General features: G+C 66.3%; 21 protein-coding genes and 1 pseudogene. 17 read left to right on the forward strand and 5 right to left on the reverse strand.

The window, feature by feature from the left end; all coding sequences use genetic code 11:
* Window positions 1-145 precede the first annotated feature (145 nt).
* Window positions 146-751 carry a glutathione S-transferase gene (locus tag EV668_RS01100; RefSeq protein WP_133768019.1) on the reverse strand — a complete coding sequence of 202 codons (606 nt, stop codon included), beginning with the start codon at window positions 749-751 and terminating at the stop codon, window positions 146-148.
* Window positions 752-925: 174 nt separating this feature from the next.
* Here EV668_RS01100 and EV668_RS01105 point away from each other — a divergent pair, with 174 nt between their 5' ends.
* The 11 genes from EV668_RS01105 (at window position 926) to EV668_RS01155 (ending at window position 10,868) form a co-directional block, all read left to right on the forward strand.
* Window positions 926-2,185, forward strand: a complete 1,260-nt coding sequence (locus EV668_RS01105) for an ABC transporter substrate-binding protein (RefSeq protein WP_166652302.1) — start codon at window positions 926-928, stop codon at window positions 2,183-2,185.
* A 46-nt stretch (window positions 2,186-2,231) separates the two neighbouring features.
* On the forward strand, window positions 2,232-3,116 hold the full coding sequence (locus EV668_RS01110) for a branched-chain amino acid ABC transporter permease (RefSeq protein ID WP_133768021.1): 885 nt from the start codon (window positions 2,232-2,234) through the stop codon (window positions 3,114-3,116).
* Complete coding sequence (locus EV668_RS01115; protein WP_133768022.1) at window positions 3,113-4,120, forward strand: branched-chain amino acid ABC transporter permease; 1,008 nt, start codon at window positions 3,113-3,115, stop codon at window positions 4,118-4,120. The genes EV668_RS01110 and EV668_RS01115 overlap by 4 nt, the downstream gene beginning before the upstream one ends.
* Window positions 4,108-4,842, forward strand: coding sequence for an ABC transporter ATP-binding protein (locus tag EV668_RS01120; RefSeq protein WP_133768023.1), 735 nt, complete (start codon window positions 4,108-4,110; stop codon window positions 4,840-4,842). The genes EV668_RS01115 and EV668_RS01120 overlap by 13 nt, the downstream gene beginning before the upstream one ends.
* Window positions 4,842-5,546 carry an ABC transporter ATP-binding protein gene (locus EV668_RS01125; RefSeq protein WP_133768024.1) on the forward strand — a complete coding sequence of 235 codons (705 nt, stop codon included), beginning with the start codon at window positions 4,842-4,844 and terminating at the stop codon, window positions 5,544-5,546. Before EV668_RS01120 ends, EV668_RS01125 begins: the two co-directional genes overlap by 1 nt.
* A 16-nt stretch (window positions 5,547-5,562) precedes the next feature.
* Window positions 5,563-6,201, forward strand: a complete 639-nt coding sequence (locus tag EV668_RS01130; protein WP_133768025.1) for a TetR/AcrR family transcriptional regulator — start codon at window positions 5,563-5,565, stop codon at window positions 6,199-6,201.
* Between the two features lie 44 nt (window positions 6,202-6,245).
* Window positions 6,246-6,764, forward strand: coding sequence for a cupin domain-containing protein (locus EV668_RS01135; RefSeq protein WP_166652303.1), 519 nt, complete (start codon window positions 6,246-6,248; stop codon window positions 6,762-6,764).
* A gap of 1 nt (window position 6,765) precedes the next feature.
* Window positions 6,766-7,884, forward strand: coding sequence for an FAD-dependent oxidoreductase (locus EV668_RS01140; protein ID WP_166652304.1), 1,119 nt, complete (start codon window positions 6,766-6,768; stop codon window positions 7,882-7,884).
* 31 nt (window positions 7,885-7,915) lie between these two features.
* On the forward strand, window positions 7,916-8,230 hold the full coding sequence (locus EV668_RS01145) for a hypothetical protein (RefSeq protein ID WP_133768028.1): 315 nt from the start codon (window positions 7,916-7,918) through the stop codon (window positions 8,228-8,230).
* A gap of 475 nt (window positions 8,231-8,705) precedes the next feature.
* Entirely contained in the window at window positions 8,706-9,326 is a 621-nt protein-coding gene (locus EV668_RS01150; protein WP_133768029.1) for a glutathione S-transferase family protein, read from the forward strand.
* Between the two features lie 21 nt (window positions 9,327-9,347).
* Entirely contained in the window at window positions 9,348-10,868 is a 1,521-nt protein-coding gene (locus EV668_RS01155) for a VOC family protein (protein ID WP_133768030.1), read from the forward strand.
* Between the two features lie 506 nt (window positions 10,869-11,374).
* On the opposite strand, the gene EV668_RS01160 is transcribed toward EV668_RS01155, so the two are convergent.
* Complete coding sequence (locus EV668_RS01160) at window positions 11,375-11,803, reverse strand: hypothetical protein (RefSeq protein ID WP_133768031.1); 429 nt, start codon at window positions 11,801-11,803, stop codon at window positions 11,375-11,377.
* A gap of 544 nt (window positions 11,804-12,347) precedes the next feature.
* Here EV668_RS01160 and EV668_RS01165 point away from each other — a divergent pair.
* Genes EV668_RS01165 through EV668_RS01180 form a run of 4 tightly spaced genes read left to right on the forward strand, consistent with a single transcriptional unit; the run spans window position 12,348 to window position 14,028 of the window.
* Window positions 12,348-12,695, forward strand: coding sequence for a helix-turn-helix domain-containing protein (locus EV668_RS01165; protein WP_133768032.1), 348 nt, complete (start codon window positions 12,348-12,350; stop codon window positions 12,693-12,695).
* Window positions 12,696-12,748: 53 nt separating this feature from the next.
* The gene (locus EV668_RS01170) at window positions 12,749-13,516 is read left to right on the forward strand and encodes an ImmA/IrrE family metallo-endopeptidase (protein ID WP_133768033.1); all 768 of its coding nucleotides are present in this window, start codon (window positions 12,749-12,751) and stop codon (window positions 13,514-13,516) included.
* Between the two features lie 28 nt (window positions 13,517-13,544).
* The gene (locus EV668_RS01175) at window positions 13,545-13,814 is read left to right on the forward strand and encodes a DUF5659 domain-containing protein (RefSeq protein WP_133768034.1); all 270 of its coding nucleotides are present in this window, start codon (window positions 13,545-13,547) and stop codon (window positions 13,812-13,814) included.
* Window positions 13,807-14,028, forward strand: coding sequence for a hypothetical protein (locus EV668_RS01180; protein WP_133768035.1), 222 nt, complete (start codon window positions 13,807-13,809; stop codon window positions 14,026-14,028). The genes EV668_RS01175 and EV668_RS01180 overlap by 8 nt, the downstream gene beginning before the upstream one ends.
* Window positions 14,029-14,107: 79 nt before the next feature.
* On the opposite strand, the gene EV668_RS01185 is transcribed toward EV668_RS01180, so the two are convergent.
* From EV668_RS01185 to EV668_RS25540, 3 genes are read right to left on the reverse strand one after another with little or no spacing between them, the layout of a single operon-like run.
* Entirely contained in the window at window positions 14,108-15,901 is a 1,794-nt protein-coding gene (locus EV668_RS01185; protein ID WP_245512754.1) for a hypothetical protein, read from the reverse strand.
* Window positions 15,898-16,791 (reverse strand): DUF7146 domain-containing protein, encoded by an 894-nt coding sequence (locus tag EV668_RS01190; RefSeq protein ID WP_133768036.1) that lies wholly within the window; start codon window positions 16,789-16,791, stop codon window positions 15,898-15,900. Before EV668_RS01190 ends, EV668_RS01185 begins: the two co-directional genes overlap by 4 nt.
* Complete coding sequence (locus EV668_RS25540; RefSeq protein ID WP_280960080.1) at window positions 16,781-16,906, reverse strand: hypothetical protein; 126 nt, start codon at window positions 16,904-16,906, stop codon at window positions 16,781-16,783. The genes EV668_RS01190 and EV668_RS25540 overlap by 11 nt, the downstream gene beginning before the upstream one ends.
* A 135-nt stretch (window positions 16,907-17,041) precedes the next feature.
* Here EV668_RS25540 and EV668_RS01195 point away from each other — a divergent pair, with 135 nt between their 5' ends.
* Window positions 17,042-17,734, forward strand: a complete 693-nt coding sequence (locus tag EV668_RS01195) for a hypothetical protein (protein ID WP_133768037.1) — start codon at window positions 17,042-17,044, stop codon at window positions 17,732-17,734.
* Window positions 17,670-17,849, forward strand: a pseudogene (locus EV668_RS25000) (HGGxSTG domain-containing protein); the annotation flags it as partial. The gene EV668_RS01195 and the pseudogene EV668_RS25000, both read left to right, overlap by 65 nt.
* Between the last annotated feature and the right edge of the window lie 93 nt (window positions 17,850-17,942).

Genomic DNA, 17,942 nt, shown 5'->3' on the forward strand with positions numbered 1-17,942 from the left:
AGTGTCTCCAGCTTCAAACTGGAGAGATTAAATCCAAGGCGGGAAATGGCAAGGCGGCCCGCGTCGAGCAGGCGCCGGCCCCGTCGCCTCCGCCTTCATCGCTGCCGCGAGGACGGCGAACAGATCGTGCGGATCTGTCGCCGGGTCACGCCGGCCGGGTCGCCACCAGCGAAGGCCGCGTGCTGAACTGCGCGTCCCACTCCGCGACCCCCGGGAATCGTGACCTCCAGCCGAAATCGGGGAAGCGGAGATCGATATAGCCGAGCGCGCATGCGATCGTGATCGTGCCGATATCGATCCGGCCGGGCAGGCTGGCCGCATTCTTCTCGATGGCCTCGAGGGCACTGCTCGACTTGGCCAATTGCGCTTCAAGCCAAAGCGGCCATTGCAACTCCGCCGGGCGGGCGGCGGTCTCGTAGCGTGCGAGGAGGGCGCCGGCGAGCATGCCGTCCCCGAGCGCCTGCTCCGTCAAGGCCCGCCAGCGAGCCGGCCCCGTCGGGGCATTGAGGGTGCCCCCGCACAGCGCGTCGAGATACTCGCAGATCACGCGGCTGTCGTAGAGCACGCTGCCATCCGCAAGCTCGAGAGCGGGGATCTGCCCGAGCGGATTGAGTGCGATCAGGTCGGCATTGCGCTGCACGGGATGCGCGCCGGCGACGACCTTCTCGATGTCCGAGGAACAGCCCAACTCCTGCGCCACGATGAGCACCTTGCGCGCATACGGGGATTGGGGGGCGTAGAACAAGCGCATCGAACGTTCGCCTCATTAACGTTCGGTTTTTAGACAAAATGCGTTGACACGTCTAGTTCCAAGACATAGCTTGAACTCGGGCTTGTTGGGTCTCTCGGTCGAGATGCGATGTCCTTGCCAGTCCTGCCTCGAGGTCCTGAGCCGCCGAAAGCCGCTCACACAGGGATGATCGCCATGACGACAGCAACGCGCCGTTCGATCCTGCCCATGCTGGCCGGGGCGGCCGCAGCGACATCGGTGCTGTCTCGCCCCTCCTTCGCCCAAGAGGGGCCGATCAAGATCGGAGGCATCTTTCCGCTGACCGGCGCGGGCTCGGTCTTCGGGAACCAGAACTTTCAGGGGGTCGAGATCGCCGTCGACCTGATCAACGACCGCGGCGGCATCAATGGCCGCAAGGTCGTGCTCTTCAAGGGAGACGGCCATACCCCGCAAGCCGCCATCAGCGAGACCAACAGGCTCCTGGCGCGAGAGGGCGTGCGCATCTTCACCGGAAGTTCGACCAGCGCGGTCGGCATGGTGGCGAGCCAGGAGGCCGAGCGTAACGGCGCGTTCTATTGGGAAGGGATGGCGGTCGCCAACGACTTCACGGCGCGCGGATTCAAGAACGTCTTTCGGGTCGGGCTGGATGCCGGCGGGCTCGGGCGGCCGGCGCCGCTCTACGTCGCGGAAGCGCTTGCGGGTTTGCTCAAGAAGTCATCGAAGGACATCCGGATCGCCATCATCGCCGAGGATTCGGCCTTCGGCGTCGACGTGTCCTCCACAGCCGTCGCGGAGGCCAAGAAGCTCGGCATCGCGGTCGCCCTCCACGAGCTGTATTCGGCGAAGACCACCGATCTGTCGCCGCTGGTCCTGAAGCTGCGGTCCGTCAAGCCGGATGCGATCGTGGCGACGCAGTTCATCAACGACGCGGTGCTGCTGCAGCGGCAGATGAAGGAGATGCGCTATCGGCCGCCGGCCTTCATCGGCACCAGCGCGGGTCATTCGACGCTCTCGTTCGCGGAGGCGATCGGCGACGACGTCAACGGGATCTTCTCGTCGTCGTACCCGAACGATGCCAATCCCGATGGGCTCCTTCCGGAGACGAGGAGCGACCGCGAGGAGTTCCTCAAGCGCTACCAGGCCAAGTACAAGGTGGTTCCCGCCGTCCAGGAATCGCTGGGCTTCGTCGTCGGCATGGCGTTGATCCGCGACATCATCGGGAAGGCCATGGGGGCGGACACCGCCGGTCTCCGGGACGCGGCGCTGGCCGCCGACGTACCCGCCGGTTCCTACATCAACGGCTGGGGGATGAAGTTCGACGAGAAGGGCCAGAACCTGCGCGCCTTCGGCAGCATGGTGCAGTGGCAGTCGCGCCGCATGGTGTCCGTCTACCCGGCCGCGAACAAGATGGCGGACCCGATCCTGGTGCCGCTCCCCGCCTGGGGCGCCCGCTGATCCGCCCGGCCCGCGCCGACGGCAGCTCCAGCACGAGGGACCGGTCTTGGACATCTATGTGCAGCTCGCGTTGTCCGGGCTTTTCGTCGGCGGCATCTATGCGCTGATCAGCGTCGGCCTGACGCTGGTCTTCGGGGTGCTTCGCGTCGTGAACTTCGCGCATGGCGAGTACCTGACGCTCGCCATGTTCCTGACCTTCTTTCTGTTTCATCAGCTGGGGCTCGATCCGTTCGTCGCCAGCCTGATCGTGGTGCCGATCCTGTTCGTGCTGGGGCTCATCACCGAGCGCCTCCTGATCCGGAGGACGCTCGAAGCGCCCCATGTCGTGCAAGTCTTCGTGACGTTCGCGCTGTCCCTGTTCCTCCAGAACCTGTTCCTCGTGCTGTTCACGTCCGACTTCCGCACCGTGCGAACGGATTATGCGACAGCCGCCTTCGAGATCGGGCCGTTCTACATCTCGTGGCTGCGCCTGATCGCCTTCGCCGCCTCGATCGCGCTGACGGTCGCGCTCGCTCTGTTCCTGAAGCACAGCTACATGGGGGCGGCCATTCGCGCGACGGCGCAGGATCGGCGGTCCGCGCGTCTCGTCGGCATCGATGTCGATCGCATCTACGCGCTGACCTTCGCGATCGGCTGCGCCCTGGTGGGGGCGGCCGCCGTGCTGCTCGCGCCCCTCTATCCGGTGAACCCCTATACCGGGGCCGATCTCATCCTGGTCGCCTTCGTCGCAGTCGTTCTGGGCGGCATGGGAAGTATCGCCGGGGCGACGCTGGCTGGCCTCCTGATCGGCGTGATCGAATCGTTTTCCAGCTACTTCCTCGGAGGCGAGATGAAGCAATTCGTCTACTTCATCGTCTTCATGGCTATCCTCAGCCTACGGCCGGTCGGGTTCTTCGGCCGCAAGGGCGCCGAGGTGATGGACGTCACATGAGCGATCGCATTGCCGTCGATCCGCCGGGACCCGCCGCCACGCGCGTCCCGCGGTACTTTTGGCCAGTCGCCATCTTCCTGGCGTTGGCCGCGCTCCCCGCGCTCATCACCGATCCGTTCGTGCTGAACATGATCATGATGTCGATGCTCTCGGCGGCGGCAGCGCTCGCCTGGAACCTGTCGGGAGGCTATGCGGGGCAGCTCTCGCTCGGGCACGCCGCCTTCTACGGCATCGGCGCCTATGCATCCACGCTCCTGCTTCTGAGGGCGGGCATCAGCCCGCTATTCGGGATGCTGGTCGGCGCCGGGATCAGCGCCCTGTCCGCGATCGTGCTCGGCATGATCACGCTGCGGCTGAAGGGCTCGTTCTTCGTGATGTCGACGCTGGCATTCGGCGCGGTCGTCCACATCGGAGCGATGAACTTCCGCGACCTGACGGGCGGTGCCTCCGGCCTCGCGATCCCGCTGAACCCGAGCGTCGTGAACCTGACCTTCGCGAACAAGGCCGTCTACGTCTTCATCGCGCTCGGCCTCGTCGCCGCGTATTATGTCGCGACCAGGCTGATCGCGGGCAGCAAGCTCGGCTATTCGCTGGTCGCCTTTCGCGAAAACCACGATGCCGCGCGGGCGCTGGGGATCAGGACCCTGCCGATCCGGATCGGCATCTTCGCCCTGTCGGCGGGCATGACCAGCATCGTCGGGTCGCTGCACGCGCAATACTTTCTCTACATCGATCCCGACAGCGTGATGAGCCTCGGCCTGTCCCTGAATTTCGCTCTCATGGCCATCGTCGGAGGGCTCGGCACGGCCTATGGACCGATCATCGGAGCCGCCGTTGTCACCTGCGTGTCGCTCGTGATGCAGATCTATCTCGGCAACCAGGTCTCGGGCCTCACGCAACTCGCCTATTCGGCGATCGTCATCGTCGTCCTCCTCTCCCTCCCGACCGGGCTGGGTCCGGGGTTGCGGGACGCGCTCGGCAGGAGATTCGGATGGCGACCCTGACAACCGATGGATTGACGAAGAGCTTCGGTGGGCTGCGCGCGGTCCAGGACGTCTCCTTCGTCGCCCGGCCCGGCCGCATTCTCTCGATCATCGGGCCGAACGGCGCGGGCAAGACCACCGTGTTCAACCTTCTGACCGGCTTCATCGCCCCCGATACCGGCAGCGTCCGGCTGGGCGACATGAACCTCGCAAAACTGTCGCCCGAGGACCGCTGCCGCGCCGGCCTCGCGCGGACCTTCCAGGTCGTCCAGCCGTTCCGGGGCCTCAGCGTCCTCGATAACGTCGTCATGGGCGCGATGCTGCGGACGTCGTCGATCGCCGAGGCCCGCGAGGCGGCTGCCTCGGTGCTCGACGAACTCGGGATGTCGCGGCTGAAGGACATGCGGGCCGGAAGCCTTCCGATCGGCGATCGCAAGCGTCTCGAGATGGCGAAGGTTCTCGCAACCCGGCCGTCGGTGCTGCTGCTGGACGAGGTCATGGGCGGGCTCATCCCGATCGAGGTGCAGCGCATGATCTCCTTCATCCACGGGCTCCGCGACCGCGGCCTCGCAGTGGTCGTGATCGAGCACCACATGAGCGCCGTGATGCGCCTGTCGGACGAGGTCCTCGTCCTTCAGAACGGTCAGCCGATCGCGCACGGTTCGCCGCAGGAGATCGGCCGCGATCCCAAGGTCTTGTCGGCCTATCTCGGCCCGAACTTCCAGGTGGACGGGGGGCATTGATGCTGACGGTTCGCAATCTGTCGGTGCGGTTCGGCGACGTGCTGGCGCTGGAGGACTTCTCCTTCGATGTCGGCCCGGGCCAGGTCGTCGGCATCGTCGGCAGCAACGGCGCGGGCAAGACCACGACGCTGTCGGCGATCTCGGGTCTCGTCGCGCGCCACGAGGGCTCGGTGACGTTCGATGGCGAGGCCATCGACCGGTTGACCGCCCATGCGATCGTCGAGCGCGGGCTCATCCACGTGCCCGAAGGCCGTCGCCTGTTCCCCTTCATGACGGTCCAGGAGAATCTCGAACTCGGCGCCTATCCGCGGGCCGCCCGGGCGAAGCGCGAGCAGCAGCTTGATTTTGTCTTCTCCCTTCTGCCGAAGCTCAAGGAGCGCCGCGGCCAGCAGGCCGTGACCCTCTCGGGCGGCGAGCAGCAGATGTGCGCGATCGGCCGGGGACTCATGTCGTGCCCGCGGCTGCTTCTGCTCGACGAGCCGACGCTGGGCCTCGCTCCGCTCCTGGTGGAGGAGGTGTTCGCGCTCGTCCGCTCGATCCGTGAGACCGGCGTGCCGGTCCTCATCGTCGAGCAGCAGGTCGTGCATGCCCTCCAGAGCGCCGACCATGCCTATGTTCTCGAAAGCGGCGCCTGCGTGATGCGGGGAGAGGGCCACGCGCTGTTGGCGAACGACGCCTTGCGTCGCGCGTATCTCGGCGTCTGAGAGAGGGGACAGGACAGTGACTCAGGTCGACCCGGTCCAGCGGAAGCGCGAGCTCAAGGCGGCGCATCGTTGCAACCAGATCCTCGACGCCGCGAAGGCCGTCTTCCAGGATGCCGATTTCGGAGCGGTGAACGTCGAGGACATCGCCACCGCGTCGGGCCTGTCGCGCGCCACGATCTATCAATATTTCGGCAGCAAGCAGGACATCTACACGGCCCTGCTGCTTCGCGATCTCGGCGGGATGGTCGATGGATTGAAGAGGTCTCTCGTCGAGACCGACACCGTCAAGAACAATTTGTTCCGAATGACGATGTCGTACATGAACTTCTTCCACGAGCATCAAGAATATTTTCGGTCGCTTTCGTTCTTCTACCTTCCGGGGCGCAAGGAATCGCTGTCGCCTGAAGCTGCGGAGCAGGTCCGCATCAAGCTCGACGAGGGCATCGCCACCATCGAGCGCGCCATCGCCCTCGGCATCGAGCGTCAGGAGGCGCGGCCGATGGATGCGCGCGCCGCGACGCTGTCGCTCTGGGGGCAGTGGATGGGATGCGCCTATCTCGCCGCGACCGGCCGGATCGCCCTCTACGAGCGCACGAGCGAGCAGGTCTACGCCAACAGCATCGAGATCTTTCTCGACGGGCTTCTCGCCGCCTGAAGCGGGTCCATCCCGCGCCCATCATTCGCAACAAGGGACCAACGATGACCATCGAGACGCACTTCCTGCGTGGAAACGGTCGCGTTCCGAATTCGCGGCTGCCGCTGCTGCTCTATCGCAAGGTGATCCGGGGGACGCCCCCGGAAATGGAGCGACTCCTGCGCGACAATGGCTGGCCGCCGGATTGGCACAGCGCGTTCGGCATGTATCCGAAGCATCACTTCCATAGCGACACGCACGAGCTGATCGCGGTCACGCGAGGCGCGCTGGTCGGCCGCTTCGGCGGGCACGACGGGATCAGGGTGACGATGGAGATGGGCGACATCGTCGTCATCCCGGCCGGCGTCGGCCATTTCGGCGAGGCGGTGACGGAGGATCTGCGGCTCACGGGAGCCTTCCCGTCCGGCTACGCCATCCACGATTTTCGCCTCTGCGACACGGACGAGTATGCGCGGATGGTCGAGCGCTCGCAGGCGGTCCCGATCCCGGCCTTCGACCCGATCTACGGCGCGGGCGGCCCGCTCACGGAACTCTGGACCACGCGTCCTGCAGGGAATGCCTGAGATGCCGATCGTTCACATCGCCGGCGGCGGCATCGCCGGCCTGGTCGCCGGGATCGTCTTCGCGCGTCGCGGCTGGCAAGCCACCATTCACGAGAGAAGCCCGGAGCTGAGGGCCAACGGCAACGGCTTTCCGATCTTCGAGAACGGCCTCCGCATCCTGGAGGCGCTCGGGCTCGGGGACAGGATCGAGTCCTGCGGACACCGGCTGGAGCGCTGGAGCATCTATCGCAGCTCCGGCGAGAAGGCGACCGAGTACGAGCCGTTCGACGCGACCGGCGGCCGGATCGTCATGTTCCATCGCCAGGCGCTCGTCGACCTGCTCGTCGGGACCGCGCAATCGTCGGGCGTCACGATCATGCCCGGCTCCCGGATCGTCGGCGCCGACAGCGATGGCGCGATCCTGCTGGAAGGCGACCGCCGGATCGAGGCCGATCTGGTCGTGGGTGCCGACGGCATCAGGTCCGCCGTGCGTCGCGCGGTGATGGGCGACCTGCCGCTCGGCGCGCATCGAAAGGGCGCGCTACGGCTGCTCATCCCCATCGAGCCGGGAGATTTTCCGGACGGGAATACTCGCGTGGGGCGTGAGTTCAACGATCCCAGCGGGCGCCGCATCGGCCTTCTGCCGTGCTCGCCAACGCTGATGTACATGATCCTGGTGAACCTCCTCACGGATCCGGAGGCGGGGCGGCAGCCGGTCGATGTCGAGCTCTGGTCGGCGACGTTCCCGATGCTGCGCCGGTATATCGAGAGGATCGGCGAGGGGGGGCATTACGACGTCTATCACTCGATCTTCCCGCCGGCCTGGTCGGCCGGCCGGTGCGCGCTGGTGGGGGACGCCGCTCACGGCATGACCCCGGCCTTGGGGCAGGGCGCGAACACGGCGATGATGACCGCCTACGCGCTGGCCGCCTCCGTATCGTCGGGATTGTCGCCGCAGGAGGACCTGCGCGAATGGGAGCGCAGGCTCCGGCCACTGGTCGATTTCACTCAGAAGTATGCCGAGGGCATCACGTCCGGCCGGCTCGATCCGAACAACGAGATCTTCTTCAGCGATCCGGGCCTGCGACGGCTGCTCGAGGCCGACATCCCGGCAGAGTTCGGGGCCGCGATCGCAGCCTGACCAGATCACTCATTCCCGAAGGACATCCACCATGTTCAAAGCGCCTCCGTCTCCCGACGCGTACGACACCCTGCAGGATACGGCGGGCTACGCCCGGCCGGCCGACGATTTCGGCGAACATGTCGCGGCCGGCGACCATCTTCAGAATCTGCTGCACTTGAAAAAGATGCTGATCGATAAGCGCCGCTTCATGGCGCAAGATGTGATCACCTATCCTGTGGTCTATCTTGCCCGCGCACAGGACATTGCCAATCTGCAGAATCTGATGTCCGCGCTCGATCTCGCCATCGCGCACGAACTGTCGCTGAAAGAGACCGCGGCTGGCGGGCCGGCCCACGAGCCGTGACCGGACGTGGCGCGCCCCTCCTATTGGCGGCAATAGGCTCGACAAGCGGCCGCCGACGCTGATGCGGGCGGATGGTGCGACGGGCTCGCAGGACTGCGGCGTCGCTATCGTCGTGGGCGACGCCGAGCCATCGGAGCAGCGCAAGGGATCATCCCATGCGCCTGGGGAGCGAGGGGCGAGCGCCCCTGCCGGCCGAATTCGGCCCCCCGCACGGCTCGGATCTCGTAGGCCGTCCGATCGTCATCGAACATCGACTGCCGACGATTGGCAGGGTCAGGCGTCGCGCCCCGTCGAGGCGTCCGGGCGCTTCAGCGACATCGAGGGCTGCTAGGATCCGGGCCGGCGGCATTCCGCGCTGGGCTCCCTGTCCCCGATCGCCTACGTTATGGGGATGACGCCCGAGGGCTGAGACACGGGCCGTGACCGTCCACGGAACCGGGTCGGCCCCGCTCGAGAGCGTTGCAGAGGAGGAGCCATGCCGACCCTTTACTACGCCGTCGGTGCCTGTTCGCTGGCGCCGCACATCGTTCTCGAATGGATCGGGGAGCCGTACGACGCGGTCAGGGTCCAGTATGGATCCGCCGAACTCCTCGCCGTGAACCCGGCGGGCGCCGTGCCCACCCTTCGCGAGGATGACGGCTGGCTTCTGACCCAGGCCGGTGCGATCCTCGATTATCTGGCCCACAAGCACCCCGAGGCCGGCCTCGCCGGCGGCGAGGGCATCCGCGCGGCGGCCGAGGCCCATCGCTGGTCGGCCTTCTTCACCTCGGACGTTCACGCCGCCTTCTGGCCGGTCTTCATGCCGTTTCGCTACACGACCGACCAAAGCGACGGCGCGCGAAGGGCGGTGGTCGAGGCGGGGCACAAGCTGGTCGCGAAGCAGTTCGGCATCCTCGATCGCCATCTCGAAGGGCGCGAGCATATCCTCGACGGCGGGCGCTCGGTGATCGACGCCTATTCCTTCCCGATGATCCGATGGGCGATGAAGCTGCTGCCCGGAGGCCTCGACGGATTTGCGAACGTGCGGGCGCTGCATGACAGGCTGGCTGCCGATCCGGGCGTGCAGACGGTGCTCGCCCGCGAGGCTGGCGGCTGACGGTCGAAGGGCATCGAGCGAATGACGAGCGGCATCCACCACCTGACCGGCATCACGGCCGATGTGCAGGCGAACGTCGATTTCTATGTCGGCTTCCTCGGCCTGAGGCTCGTGAAGCGGACGGGTGGCTTCGCGGATGCCGAGCAGTTGCACCTGATCTACGGCGATGGGCTCGGCAGTCCCGGCTCCCTGCTCACCTTCCTTGTCTGGGAGGCCGCGGGCCGCGGCCGCACCGGGATCGGACAGGTGCTGGAGGTGGCGCTCGCGGTGCCGCCCGGCTCTCTCGGCGAATGGCTCGGCAAGGCGCTCGCCGCCAATATCCCCCTCGAAGGACCGTCGCGGGAATTCGGCGAGTCGGTTCTGCGCCTGAAGGATCCGGACGGTCTGATCGTGAAGCTGGTCGGCGTCGATATGCCGACGCCGGCCCCGCTGTCAGGTGCCCCGACACGGATTCGCGGCGTCACCGTCCTGACGGACAGGGCGGCAGAGACCGCCGATTTCGTGGCGAGGTTCGGCTACAGGCCCGAGCAGCGGTCGGGCCTGACGCAGCGCATGGTGTCCGAGTCCGATGTCGTCGACATCCGGGAAGTCTCCGGTTTCGTGCCCTCCGTGCCGGGGGCGGGAGTGCCCGATCACGTCGCCTTCCGCGCAGCCGACGCCGATGCCATCCGGTCCATGCGGATTGCGCTGAAGGATCACGGGCCGACCGAGGTCCACGACCGCAAGTATTTCCTGTCCCTCTATGTCCGCGACCCCGCCGGCATCCTGCTGGAACACGCGACGGACGGTCCGGGGATGACGGTCGACGAGGCGCCCGACGATCTCGGACGGACCCTGTTCCTGCCGCCCCACGAGGCCGGCCGCGCCGAGGACCTGAAGGCGATGCTCCCGCAATTCGCCCTGCCGGGCGAGGAGCGGTTTCCGGTTCGCGACCTGCCCTTCATTCATCGCTTCAACCGGCCGGAAGCCCCCGACGGCACGACCCTCGTCCTGCTGCACGGGACCGGCGGCAGCGAGGCCGACCTGATGCCGATCGCCCGCCGCATCGCTCCGCATTCGGTCCTGCTCGGCGTGCGCGGCCGGTCGACCGAGGAAGGGACCAATCGCTGGTTTCGCCGGTTCGACGCCGCGACCTTCGACCAGGCCGATATCCGCAGCGAAGCCGAAGCGTTCGCGGCCTTCGTCGACGGTGCCTTGGCGGGTTACGGGCTCGACGCGGACAGGCTCGTCTTCCTCGGCTATTCCAACGGCGCGAATCTTCTGGCGGCACTGATCCAGCTTCACCCCGGCATCGTGCGCCGGGCGGTGTTGCTGCGCAGCGCCCAGGTTCTGCAGGATCCGCCGACCGCGGATCTCTCGGCGACCGGCGTGCTGATGCTCAACGGAGGCCTCGACGCGTATGGGAGGCGCGCGCCGGAACTGGCGGATGCTCTCGCGGGCCATGGCGCACGCGTCGATGTCCGGGAACTGCCGGTCGGTCATGAACTGACAGCCGAGGATGCCGCGGAAGCGTCCGAATGGATCCGGACGACCTCCCCATAGACGAGGCGGTTCGGTCCGGCGTGTCGATGGGCCTTCCGGCGGGACGTGTCGGGATGCCAGGAGCCGGCCGGACCCGGCGCTGTTCGGCGCGAAGCGATATCCGACGCCCGCCTCGGTCAGGACCCTGCCGGGCGCCTGCGGCGGGCCCAATGCATGCGCGGTCGCCGACGTCACCGGCAATCCCTTTCCCGACTGCGCATGCCGACAGCGTCATCTGGGCGCGGCAGCGATCGTTGCATGCCAGCGAAGCGATGGACGCATTGGACGAAGAGCCCATCGCGTGCTGTTCCCATCTCGGGCCGGTGGGGGAGCGGATACCCGTCGGCGACGCAACGCCGAACACGCTTGGTTCAACTCCAGGCCTGGCCCTCCAAAGACCGCGCGCGATGCGGCGCAGAAGGCGAGGATCAGCCCATCTTCTCCTTGAATCATTCAGCCACGAGCCGGCGAAGACTTCGAGCCGCGTCGGGCCCATGGTGGGATGCGTGGGGGAGCGGCGAGTGCGCTTATGGGCGGTAATATTTCCTGCCGGCGCGAATCAGCCAAAATGCGACCAAGCCAACGATAATAATATTGAATATGATAATTGAATTAACTATCGCCGGTAGGAAAAATATAGAAATAGCAGAAACAAGAATTAAACATACGAAGGAGGCGGGAAAAAGAGACGGGTACATGGCGACCTGCGTTCGGTGGGACGAGAAGGACCACGTCACAAAGAACAGGAGCGCCGCCACTTCGATCGCGCTCATCGACAACAATACGTGAGCCACGAGGACGGAACGCAGTTGCTCGGAGGCCAGGCCGCTCACCAAAAGTACCATTCCCATGAAAAGGCCGAAGCAGAGAACCGCCCGGATGGTCATGAGCGCACGACGCGGTAATCTGACGGGCGGATCCCCGAGCCCCTGAGATGGTGACGTCTGCTTATTCACCGCAGTACCCCCTTCGAGCGCGCTCGATGTTCCGGTTCGGAGGACAGTTTCCTCAGCTCGTCGGCGAGCCTCTCGTCGGTGGAGGGCGCCGCCCACGCGGCGTAGCCCCGGTGATACCCGCCACTACGACGCCGAGAAAGTCGAACCCGGCCGCGATCCTTTCGGTGCCGGGCATGCCGACCGTGCCGCCGTGTTGCGTCCGTGTGGCAGGGAGCCGCCGCGGCCCGATTGTAAATCGTTGAAATTGCTCGGTCCGCGTTGCAACGCGTTGCGGGCCAAACCCGCCGAATTTTGAGCCGGCCGGCCGATCTAAGTTGCCAAACTGCAAGGAGGCTTTAGCTGGCTGCCGTTTCTGAACACTTATAGAACCATGTGCCTCGCCCCAAGCGCTGATTTCCGGCGCGTTCTTGAGGACGTTCGCGAGCTTCGGCTCGCCGCCTGAACCACCATCCGCAGAGAGTGTTTAGGTATCAGTTGACGGCGCGGCGCGAATCGGCGATTTATGTGTAAAGTGGTTCGTAAACACGGGACGAGAGAGATCGGCATGTCAGGGGAGAAGTTCGGCGAGTTCGTCCGCCGCGCGCGCGAGGCCAAGGACATCGGCCTGCGCGAAATGGCGAAGATGATCGGGGTGAGCCCGACCTATCTGTCCAAGGTGGAGCGGGACGAGTTCGCGCCACCGGCCGAGGACAAGGTCAAGGCGATTGCGCAGATCATCGGCTGCGACGTGGACGAGCTGCTGGCGCGGGCGGGCCGCGTGGCGAGTGACCTGTCGGACATCATCAAGCGCCACCCGGTGGAACTGGCGGCGCTGCTGCGGACCACGAAGGGATTGACGACGGAGGATATCGCTCGGCTGGCCCGCAACGCGCAGAAGGCGAAGGACAAGTGAACGCCTGATCGGGCGATGACGGTTTCGAATATGCAGATGAGGATCGGCGATCAATGACCAAGTTCGTTTCCTATGTGCCCGACGAGGCGATCGAAAAGGACGCGCAGGCGCTGTTGGCCGAATACGCCCATGCACGCGGCGTCACGATCGAGGCGCCCATCGCGATCGACGACATCATCGAGAAGCACCTGAAGCTCGGCATCGAGTTCGACGACACCCACAGGCTGTTCGGCGTGCCGCGTTCGGGCATCGGGTTCGATCCCGATATCCTGGGCGCCATCTTCTTCGAGCAGAAGCGGATCGTGATCGACGAAAGCCTCGATCCCGACGCCAACCCGGCCAAGGAAGGGCGCTATCGCTACACCGCCGCGCACGAGGTCGGCCACTGGCGCCTGCATCGGCATCTGTTCGGCAAGGACCCGGCGCAGACTTCGATCCTCGATGCCAACGTGCCGCCGAGCGTCATCTGCCGGACCAGCCAGGCCAAGGCGCGGATCGAATTGCAGGCCGACCTCTATGCCTCCTGCGTGCTGATGCCGCGCAATCTGGTCTTCGCCGCCTGGGACGAGGCATTCCCCGGCCGTAAGCAGCGGGTGCTTCAGCCGTCCGAACCGATCGACCATCCCTTTGTCGAGATCGCGCGCTTCGAGAGCCGCATTCCGGGCGCCGCCTTCACCGAAAGCGACGATCAGGCGCTGGAAAGCTTCGCCAAGCCCTTCGCCGAGAAGTTCCTCGTCTCGCCGATCGCCATGCGCATCCGGCTCGAAAAGCTCGGGCTGCTGCACCGGACGGTGCCGCTTCAGCGGCTTCTGTCCGGATGAACCCCCTTTTTTTTGAGGAGATCGTCAAGTGTCAACTGAACGAGCGATCCGCGAGCAGCCGCACGGGACAGACACCGCATTCGAGACGCGCGATTTCTATCTCGCCTGCTTCCTGCGTTGCGCTGGCTACGAGCTGGTGAACCTGCGCGACGAGGGCCGGCGCAAGGTGTTCGTCTTTCGGGATCGCGCCACGCGGCGCGCCGACGTGATGGCTTTCTACGGCGACGCGACCAGCGTTCGGCCGCTGGCCTTCGCGGCCACCATCAAGGACATGAAGGGATTGCTGCACAATGGCTGAACCGCAAGACACGCCGTCGTTCCAGCGCGCCAAGGGTGGGCAGGTCCGGGAAGCCCTCGACCGGCTCGAAGGGCTTGTCGTCGATGGGCTGAAGCACGGCTTCTTCGACTATTCAATCGCCTGCGAGGTGGCCAATGGCGGCAAGCGCCAGCTCGTGATCCGGGCGGGTAAGAGCCACAAGTTCACGATCCCCGAGAACGAGGTGCCGCGCTGAAGCGGCGCAAGACGCGAGAACAACCGGCGATCCCTGAGACGGGGACGCCTGAAGATGCAAATCCCTGTTGGGTCCAGCGTCATCGGTGGGATTCCGAGACCGGAGGCCAGGAGCACGGAGCGGCGGACCCGCCCGTGGGGTCTTCGATGAAACGTCTCGATGCTGCAAACGACAATGACGCGGGCAAGCAGATCGCGCGGATGCGGATCGTCCGCGTCCGCGCGCGGCCCTCGCGCTCGAAGCCGACGTCGATGCCGATCTTGCGCAGGAACGTCGCCGCCCGGCGCAGCCGGCCGGCCAGCGCCCGAGGGCTATCGGGCCAGGTTTTCGCCTTGGCGATGCGCTCACCCGCCATATCGGCAAGGGCGCCCAGAAGCTCCGAGGCGGTTCCCGTCCACTCCGTCCGCGTGGTCATCACGGCCCGCACCGCGGCGGCGATCGGATCGGCGTCGATCACGCCGTCAACCGCCTCGTCACGGTTGCCGCAATAGGCCGACCAGAACGTGCCCGAGGGCCAGAGCGCGGTTTCGCAGGCCGTCACCCACAAGGCGAAGTCGGCCATGCGCGGCAGCCTGTCGAGTTTCGTGCGCGGCAGCTCGGCGAGGCCCTTCGCCACGGCGTCGAGCAGCACGCCGAGGATGCGGGGGCGTTCTAGCTCGAACGCCGCCCACAATTCCTGTTCAGGGCGGCGGCGCTCCTCGGGGATCGGTTCCAGAGTGAGGAACACGGCGCGGTCGGCGAGGTCGGGCCGCGTGACGATATCCTCGATCCCGTTCAGGATTACCGGCCGGGCCGCGTCGAACAGCACTTCATCCTGATCGGAATAGAGCTGGCGCACCGCGAAGCCGCCGCCCGTGGCAAGGCGGCACAGCGTGTCCGATATCCAGGCGGGCAGGCCCGACACATTGTCGAAGGCCAGCACATGGCCGTTGCTGGCGGCGATGAACAGATCGCGATCCTCGCGCGGCAAGGCCCGAAGCGGCGCGGTGTTCGGATCGAGCAGCGCCCGCAGGATCGCCGAGAAGGTCGATTTCGCTGAACCCTGCTCGCCCGACAGCACGATCACCGGATAGGGGCCGCGATTGCGCAAGACAGCGAGCGCCCAGGCGACCACCAGAACGAAATCGGCGTCTGTCTGGACATTGAGAAACGAGTGCAGGCTTTCGATCGAACCGCCGCCCACCGGGATCGGCATCGGCTTCATGCCGGACGCGCGGCGGAAGCGAACAGGCGGGTTGTCGATGACGCGCCAGCCGGTGGCGTCGATCTCCACCGCCCGCCATGTTTCATCGCCGAGGTCGAGATAGAGCCGCCCGTCGAGCCCGCCGACGCGGATATGGACCTGCCGTTCCGGCGCATCGAAATGCGCCTTGGCCTCGATCACGTTCAGCGCCGATTGCAGGGCTTCCGAACTCGGCGCGCCGCCCGTCTCCTCGAAGAAGCGGCGCGCGAGCCAACGGCGAAAGCCCTTGGCCCGGATCGGCCAGGTCTCGCGATGGCCGTTGATGTCGAGGTCGGCGAAGCCCGCGCCGTCCGCCGCGTGGAACAGGTCGGCAGTTTGGGCGAGGTCGATCAGGATATCGGCTTGCGTCGGCCCGCGCCCGCCTTGCTCGCCGTTCTCCTCGGCGATCGCGTCGTCGAGCGCCGTCACCCGGCAACCGGCCTTCTTCAGGCGCGAGCGCAGCGCCTCGAAGGCTGCGCGATTGTCCTGTTTCAGCGCAGCGAGCGCTTCCAGGGCTTCCGGCATGAATGGCGCGCCGGGATCGGCTTCGGTCTTTTCGGCCAGGCCCGCCAGCGGATCGGGGATTTCCTCGGCGCTGTCGATGGCGTCGGCGATCAACTGGTCGGCTTCGAGGATGGCGTCGGGGTTCATCGCGCGCCCTCCGTGTGAGACGGATTGCGGGCCTTGAGCAGATCATTGAAGTCCATGCCTTGCGGCGGGCGGGCGATCCGCACGCGGCGCCCCTCGCGCCGCCAGCGTCGCGCGCAGTCCTGCGCCGCCGCTTCGCCGGGTTCGTCACCATCGGCGAGCACGATCACGTCGCCAACGTCGCGTGGCAGATCGAGCGAGCGAACGCCCGAGGTCGAAAGCGCCGCCCACGCCGGTCTGCCGCTGGCTTGCATGGCGGCAAGGCAGGTCTCGATCCCTTCGCCCACCATCAGCACGTCGCCGGGTTCGCAGAGGCGCACGACGCCACCGCGACAAGGCCCGAGCATCATCTTCGGCGCATCGACCGGCGCCTTGCCGTTGCCGCCGCGGGCGAGGAAGGTGCGGTGAACAGCGATCGGCGATCCGGTGGCGCCATGCGTCACGATCGCCACCATCGCGGGCCAGACGCCGCCCGAAGGGTGCTTCAGGCCGGCATGGAAGCGCAGGGCCGGCAAAGCCGGAAGGTCGAGCCCGCGCGACCGCAGATAGGTTGCGACGGGCGTTTCCTCGGCCGCGTGCGATGCCTGCCAGATCGCCAGCGCCGCCGCGCTGCGCTTCAGGGTGTCGGCGTCGGGTTTGTCGGCAATCCGTCGCCGATGATTGAAGGCAATGCGCGAGGCTCGCCCGGTCACTTGCCATAGGCCGCGTTCATGCAGGGCGGCGATCAGATCACGCTGGTCGCAGCCGGCATGGCAGCGCACCAGCACCTTGCCGCCCTTGCCCGCGCTGATCGAAAGGCTCGGGCTTCGATCCTCATGCACCGGACAGCGGGCCATCCATGTTGCGCCCGCGCGATGCCCGCCGAGCGCCCTGGCGATGGTTTCAGCGGTCATGGCGCACCTCGCCCTCGATCGGCTTGGCGGGCGTGGCGGTGTCATTGGCGGCGGCAAGCCTTTCGGCGCGCGACCATTCGGCGAGCACGCCGAAGAAGCCGGTGACGTTGTGCATGATCTGGCGGGCGTCCTCGTCAGTGAGGTCGCGCCCGAGGCGCGGTTGCCAGACTTGACGGGTCACCACGGCCGGCAAAGCCGAAGCTATGGCCGCCCTTTCATCCTTCGAGATTCACGAGACGAGGACATCGCCATGAGCACCAAGAAACGTGCCGCCAACGCGCCGAAAACAGTGGTCGCTCGCGATCCCGACGACCGCAAGGGGCGGCTGAAGAACATCGGCGGATCGCAGTCGGATCACTGGAACAACATCCTCGCCAATCAGACCGTTCAAGCGCTCTGGCTGAAGAACTCAAGCCCGGAGGAACGGGACAAGCAATACAGCGCCACCGTGGCGGCACTTGTCGGGATCGCGCCGAAGGACGAACTCGAAGGCATGATGGCGGCTCAACTGATCGCCGCCCACAACGCCGCGATGGAATGTTACCGGCGCGCCATGATCGGCGAACAGACTTTCGAAGGCCGGCGCGAAAACCTCGCGCAGGCCAATAAGCTATCGCGCACCTATGCGGCGCTGCTCGAAGCCCTCAACCGCCATCGTGGCAAGGGCCAGCAGAAGGTCACGGTCGAACACGTCCACGTCCATGCGGGCGGGCAGGCGGTGGTCGGGATGGTCGCTGCACCCGGTCAACCGGGGGGTGGGGACGCCCGCAAAATCGAGGAACAACCCCATGCAAAGCAGACTGCCGGCCAGATTGCCTATGCACCTGAGCCCGCGATGCCATGCCCGGACGCGGGCGGGGAGCCCGTGCCAGTCGCCCGCGATGGCGAACGGGCGCTGCCGGATGCACGGCGGCAAGGCCAAGGGCGCGCCGAAGGGCAATAGCCACGCCTTCAAACATGGACGTTACACCGCCGAGGCCATCGCCGAGCGGCGGCGCCTGATGGCGTTGTTGCGCGGCATGAAGGGCCTTGTCGAACAGGTGGATGGCGAGGAATAGGCCGTGGCGTCTTTTCGCGAGGGGGGCGGGCCTTTAGGTTCTTCCCGGCGATTGCCGTGTGCGGGCGGCAAAGGCGCGTCCCACCGCCAGCGG

It is taken from the genome of Enterovirga rhinocerotis, assembly GCF_004363955.1.
GTDB classification, from domain to species: Bacteria; Pseudomonadota; Alphaproteobacteria; order Rhizobiales; family Beijerinckiaceae; genus Enterovirga; species Enterovirga rhinocerotis.

Coding starts and splice junctions, on each gene's coding strand:
- EV668_RS01100 (WP_133768019.1), bottom strand. CDS start 751: ATGCGCTTGTTCTACGCCCCCCAATCCCCGTATGCGCGCAAGGTGCTC.
- EV668_RS01105 (WP_166652302.1), top strand. CDS start 926: ATGACGACAGCAACGCGCCGTTCGATCCTGCCCATGCTGGCCGGGGCG.
- EV668_RS01115 (WP_133768022.1), top strand. CDS start 3,113: ATGAGCGATCGCATTGCCGTCGATCCGCCGGGACCCGCCGCCACGCGC.
- EV668_RS01120 (WP_133768023.1), top strand. CDS start 4,108: ATGGCGACCCTGACAACCGATGGATTGACGAAGAGCTTCGGTGGGCTG.
- EV668_RS01125 (WP_133768024.1), top strand. CDS start 4,842: ATGCTGACGGTTCGCAATCTGTCGGTGCGGTTCGGCGACGTGCTGGCG.
- EV668_RS01135 (WP_166652303.1), top strand. CDS start 6,246: ATGACCATCGAGACGCACTTCCTGCGTGGAAACGGTCGCGTTCCGAAT.
- EV668_RS01140 (WP_166652304.1), top strand. CDS start 6,766: ATGCCGATCGTTCACATCGCCGGCGGCGGCATCGCCGGCCTGGTCGCC.
- EV668_RS01145 (WP_133768028.1), top strand. CDS start 7,916: ATGTTCAAAGCGCCTCCGTCTCCCGACGCGTACGACACCCTGCAGGAT.
- EV668_RS01150 (WP_133768029.1), top strand. CDS start 8,706: ATGCCGACCCTTTACTACGCCGTCGGTGCCTGTTCGCTGGCGCCGCAC.
- EV668_RS01155 (WP_133768030.1), top strand. CDS start 9,348: ATGACGAGCGGCATCCACCACCTGACCGGCATCACGGCCGATGTGCAG.
- EV668_RS01165 (WP_133768032.1), top strand. CDS start 12,348: ATGTCAGGGGAGAAGTTCGGCGAGTTCGTCCGCCGCGCGCGCGAGGCC.
- EV668_RS01170 (WP_133768033.1), top strand. CDS start 12,749: ATGACCAAGTTCGTTTCCTATGTGCCCGACGAGGCGATCGAAAAGGAC.
- EV668_RS01180 (WP_133768035.1), top strand. CDS start 13,807: ATGGCTGAACCGCAAGACACGCCGTCGTTCCAGCGCGCCAAGGGTGGG.
- EV668_RS01185 (WP_245512754.1), bottom strand. CDS start 15,901: ATGAACCCCGACGCCATCCTCGAAGCCGACCAGTTGATCGCCGACGCC.
- EV668_RS01190 (WP_133768036.1), bottom strand. CDS start 16,791: ATGACCGCTGAAACCATCGCCAGGGCGCTCGGCGGGCATCGCGCGGGC.
- EV668_RS25540 (WP_280960080.1), bottom strand. CDS start 16,906: ATGCACAACGTCACCGGCTTCTTCGGCGTGCTCGCCGAATGGTCGCGC.
- EV668_RS01195 (WP_133768037.1), top strand. CDS start 17,042: ATGAGCACCAAGAAACGTGCCGCCAACGCGCCGAAAACAGTGGTCGCT.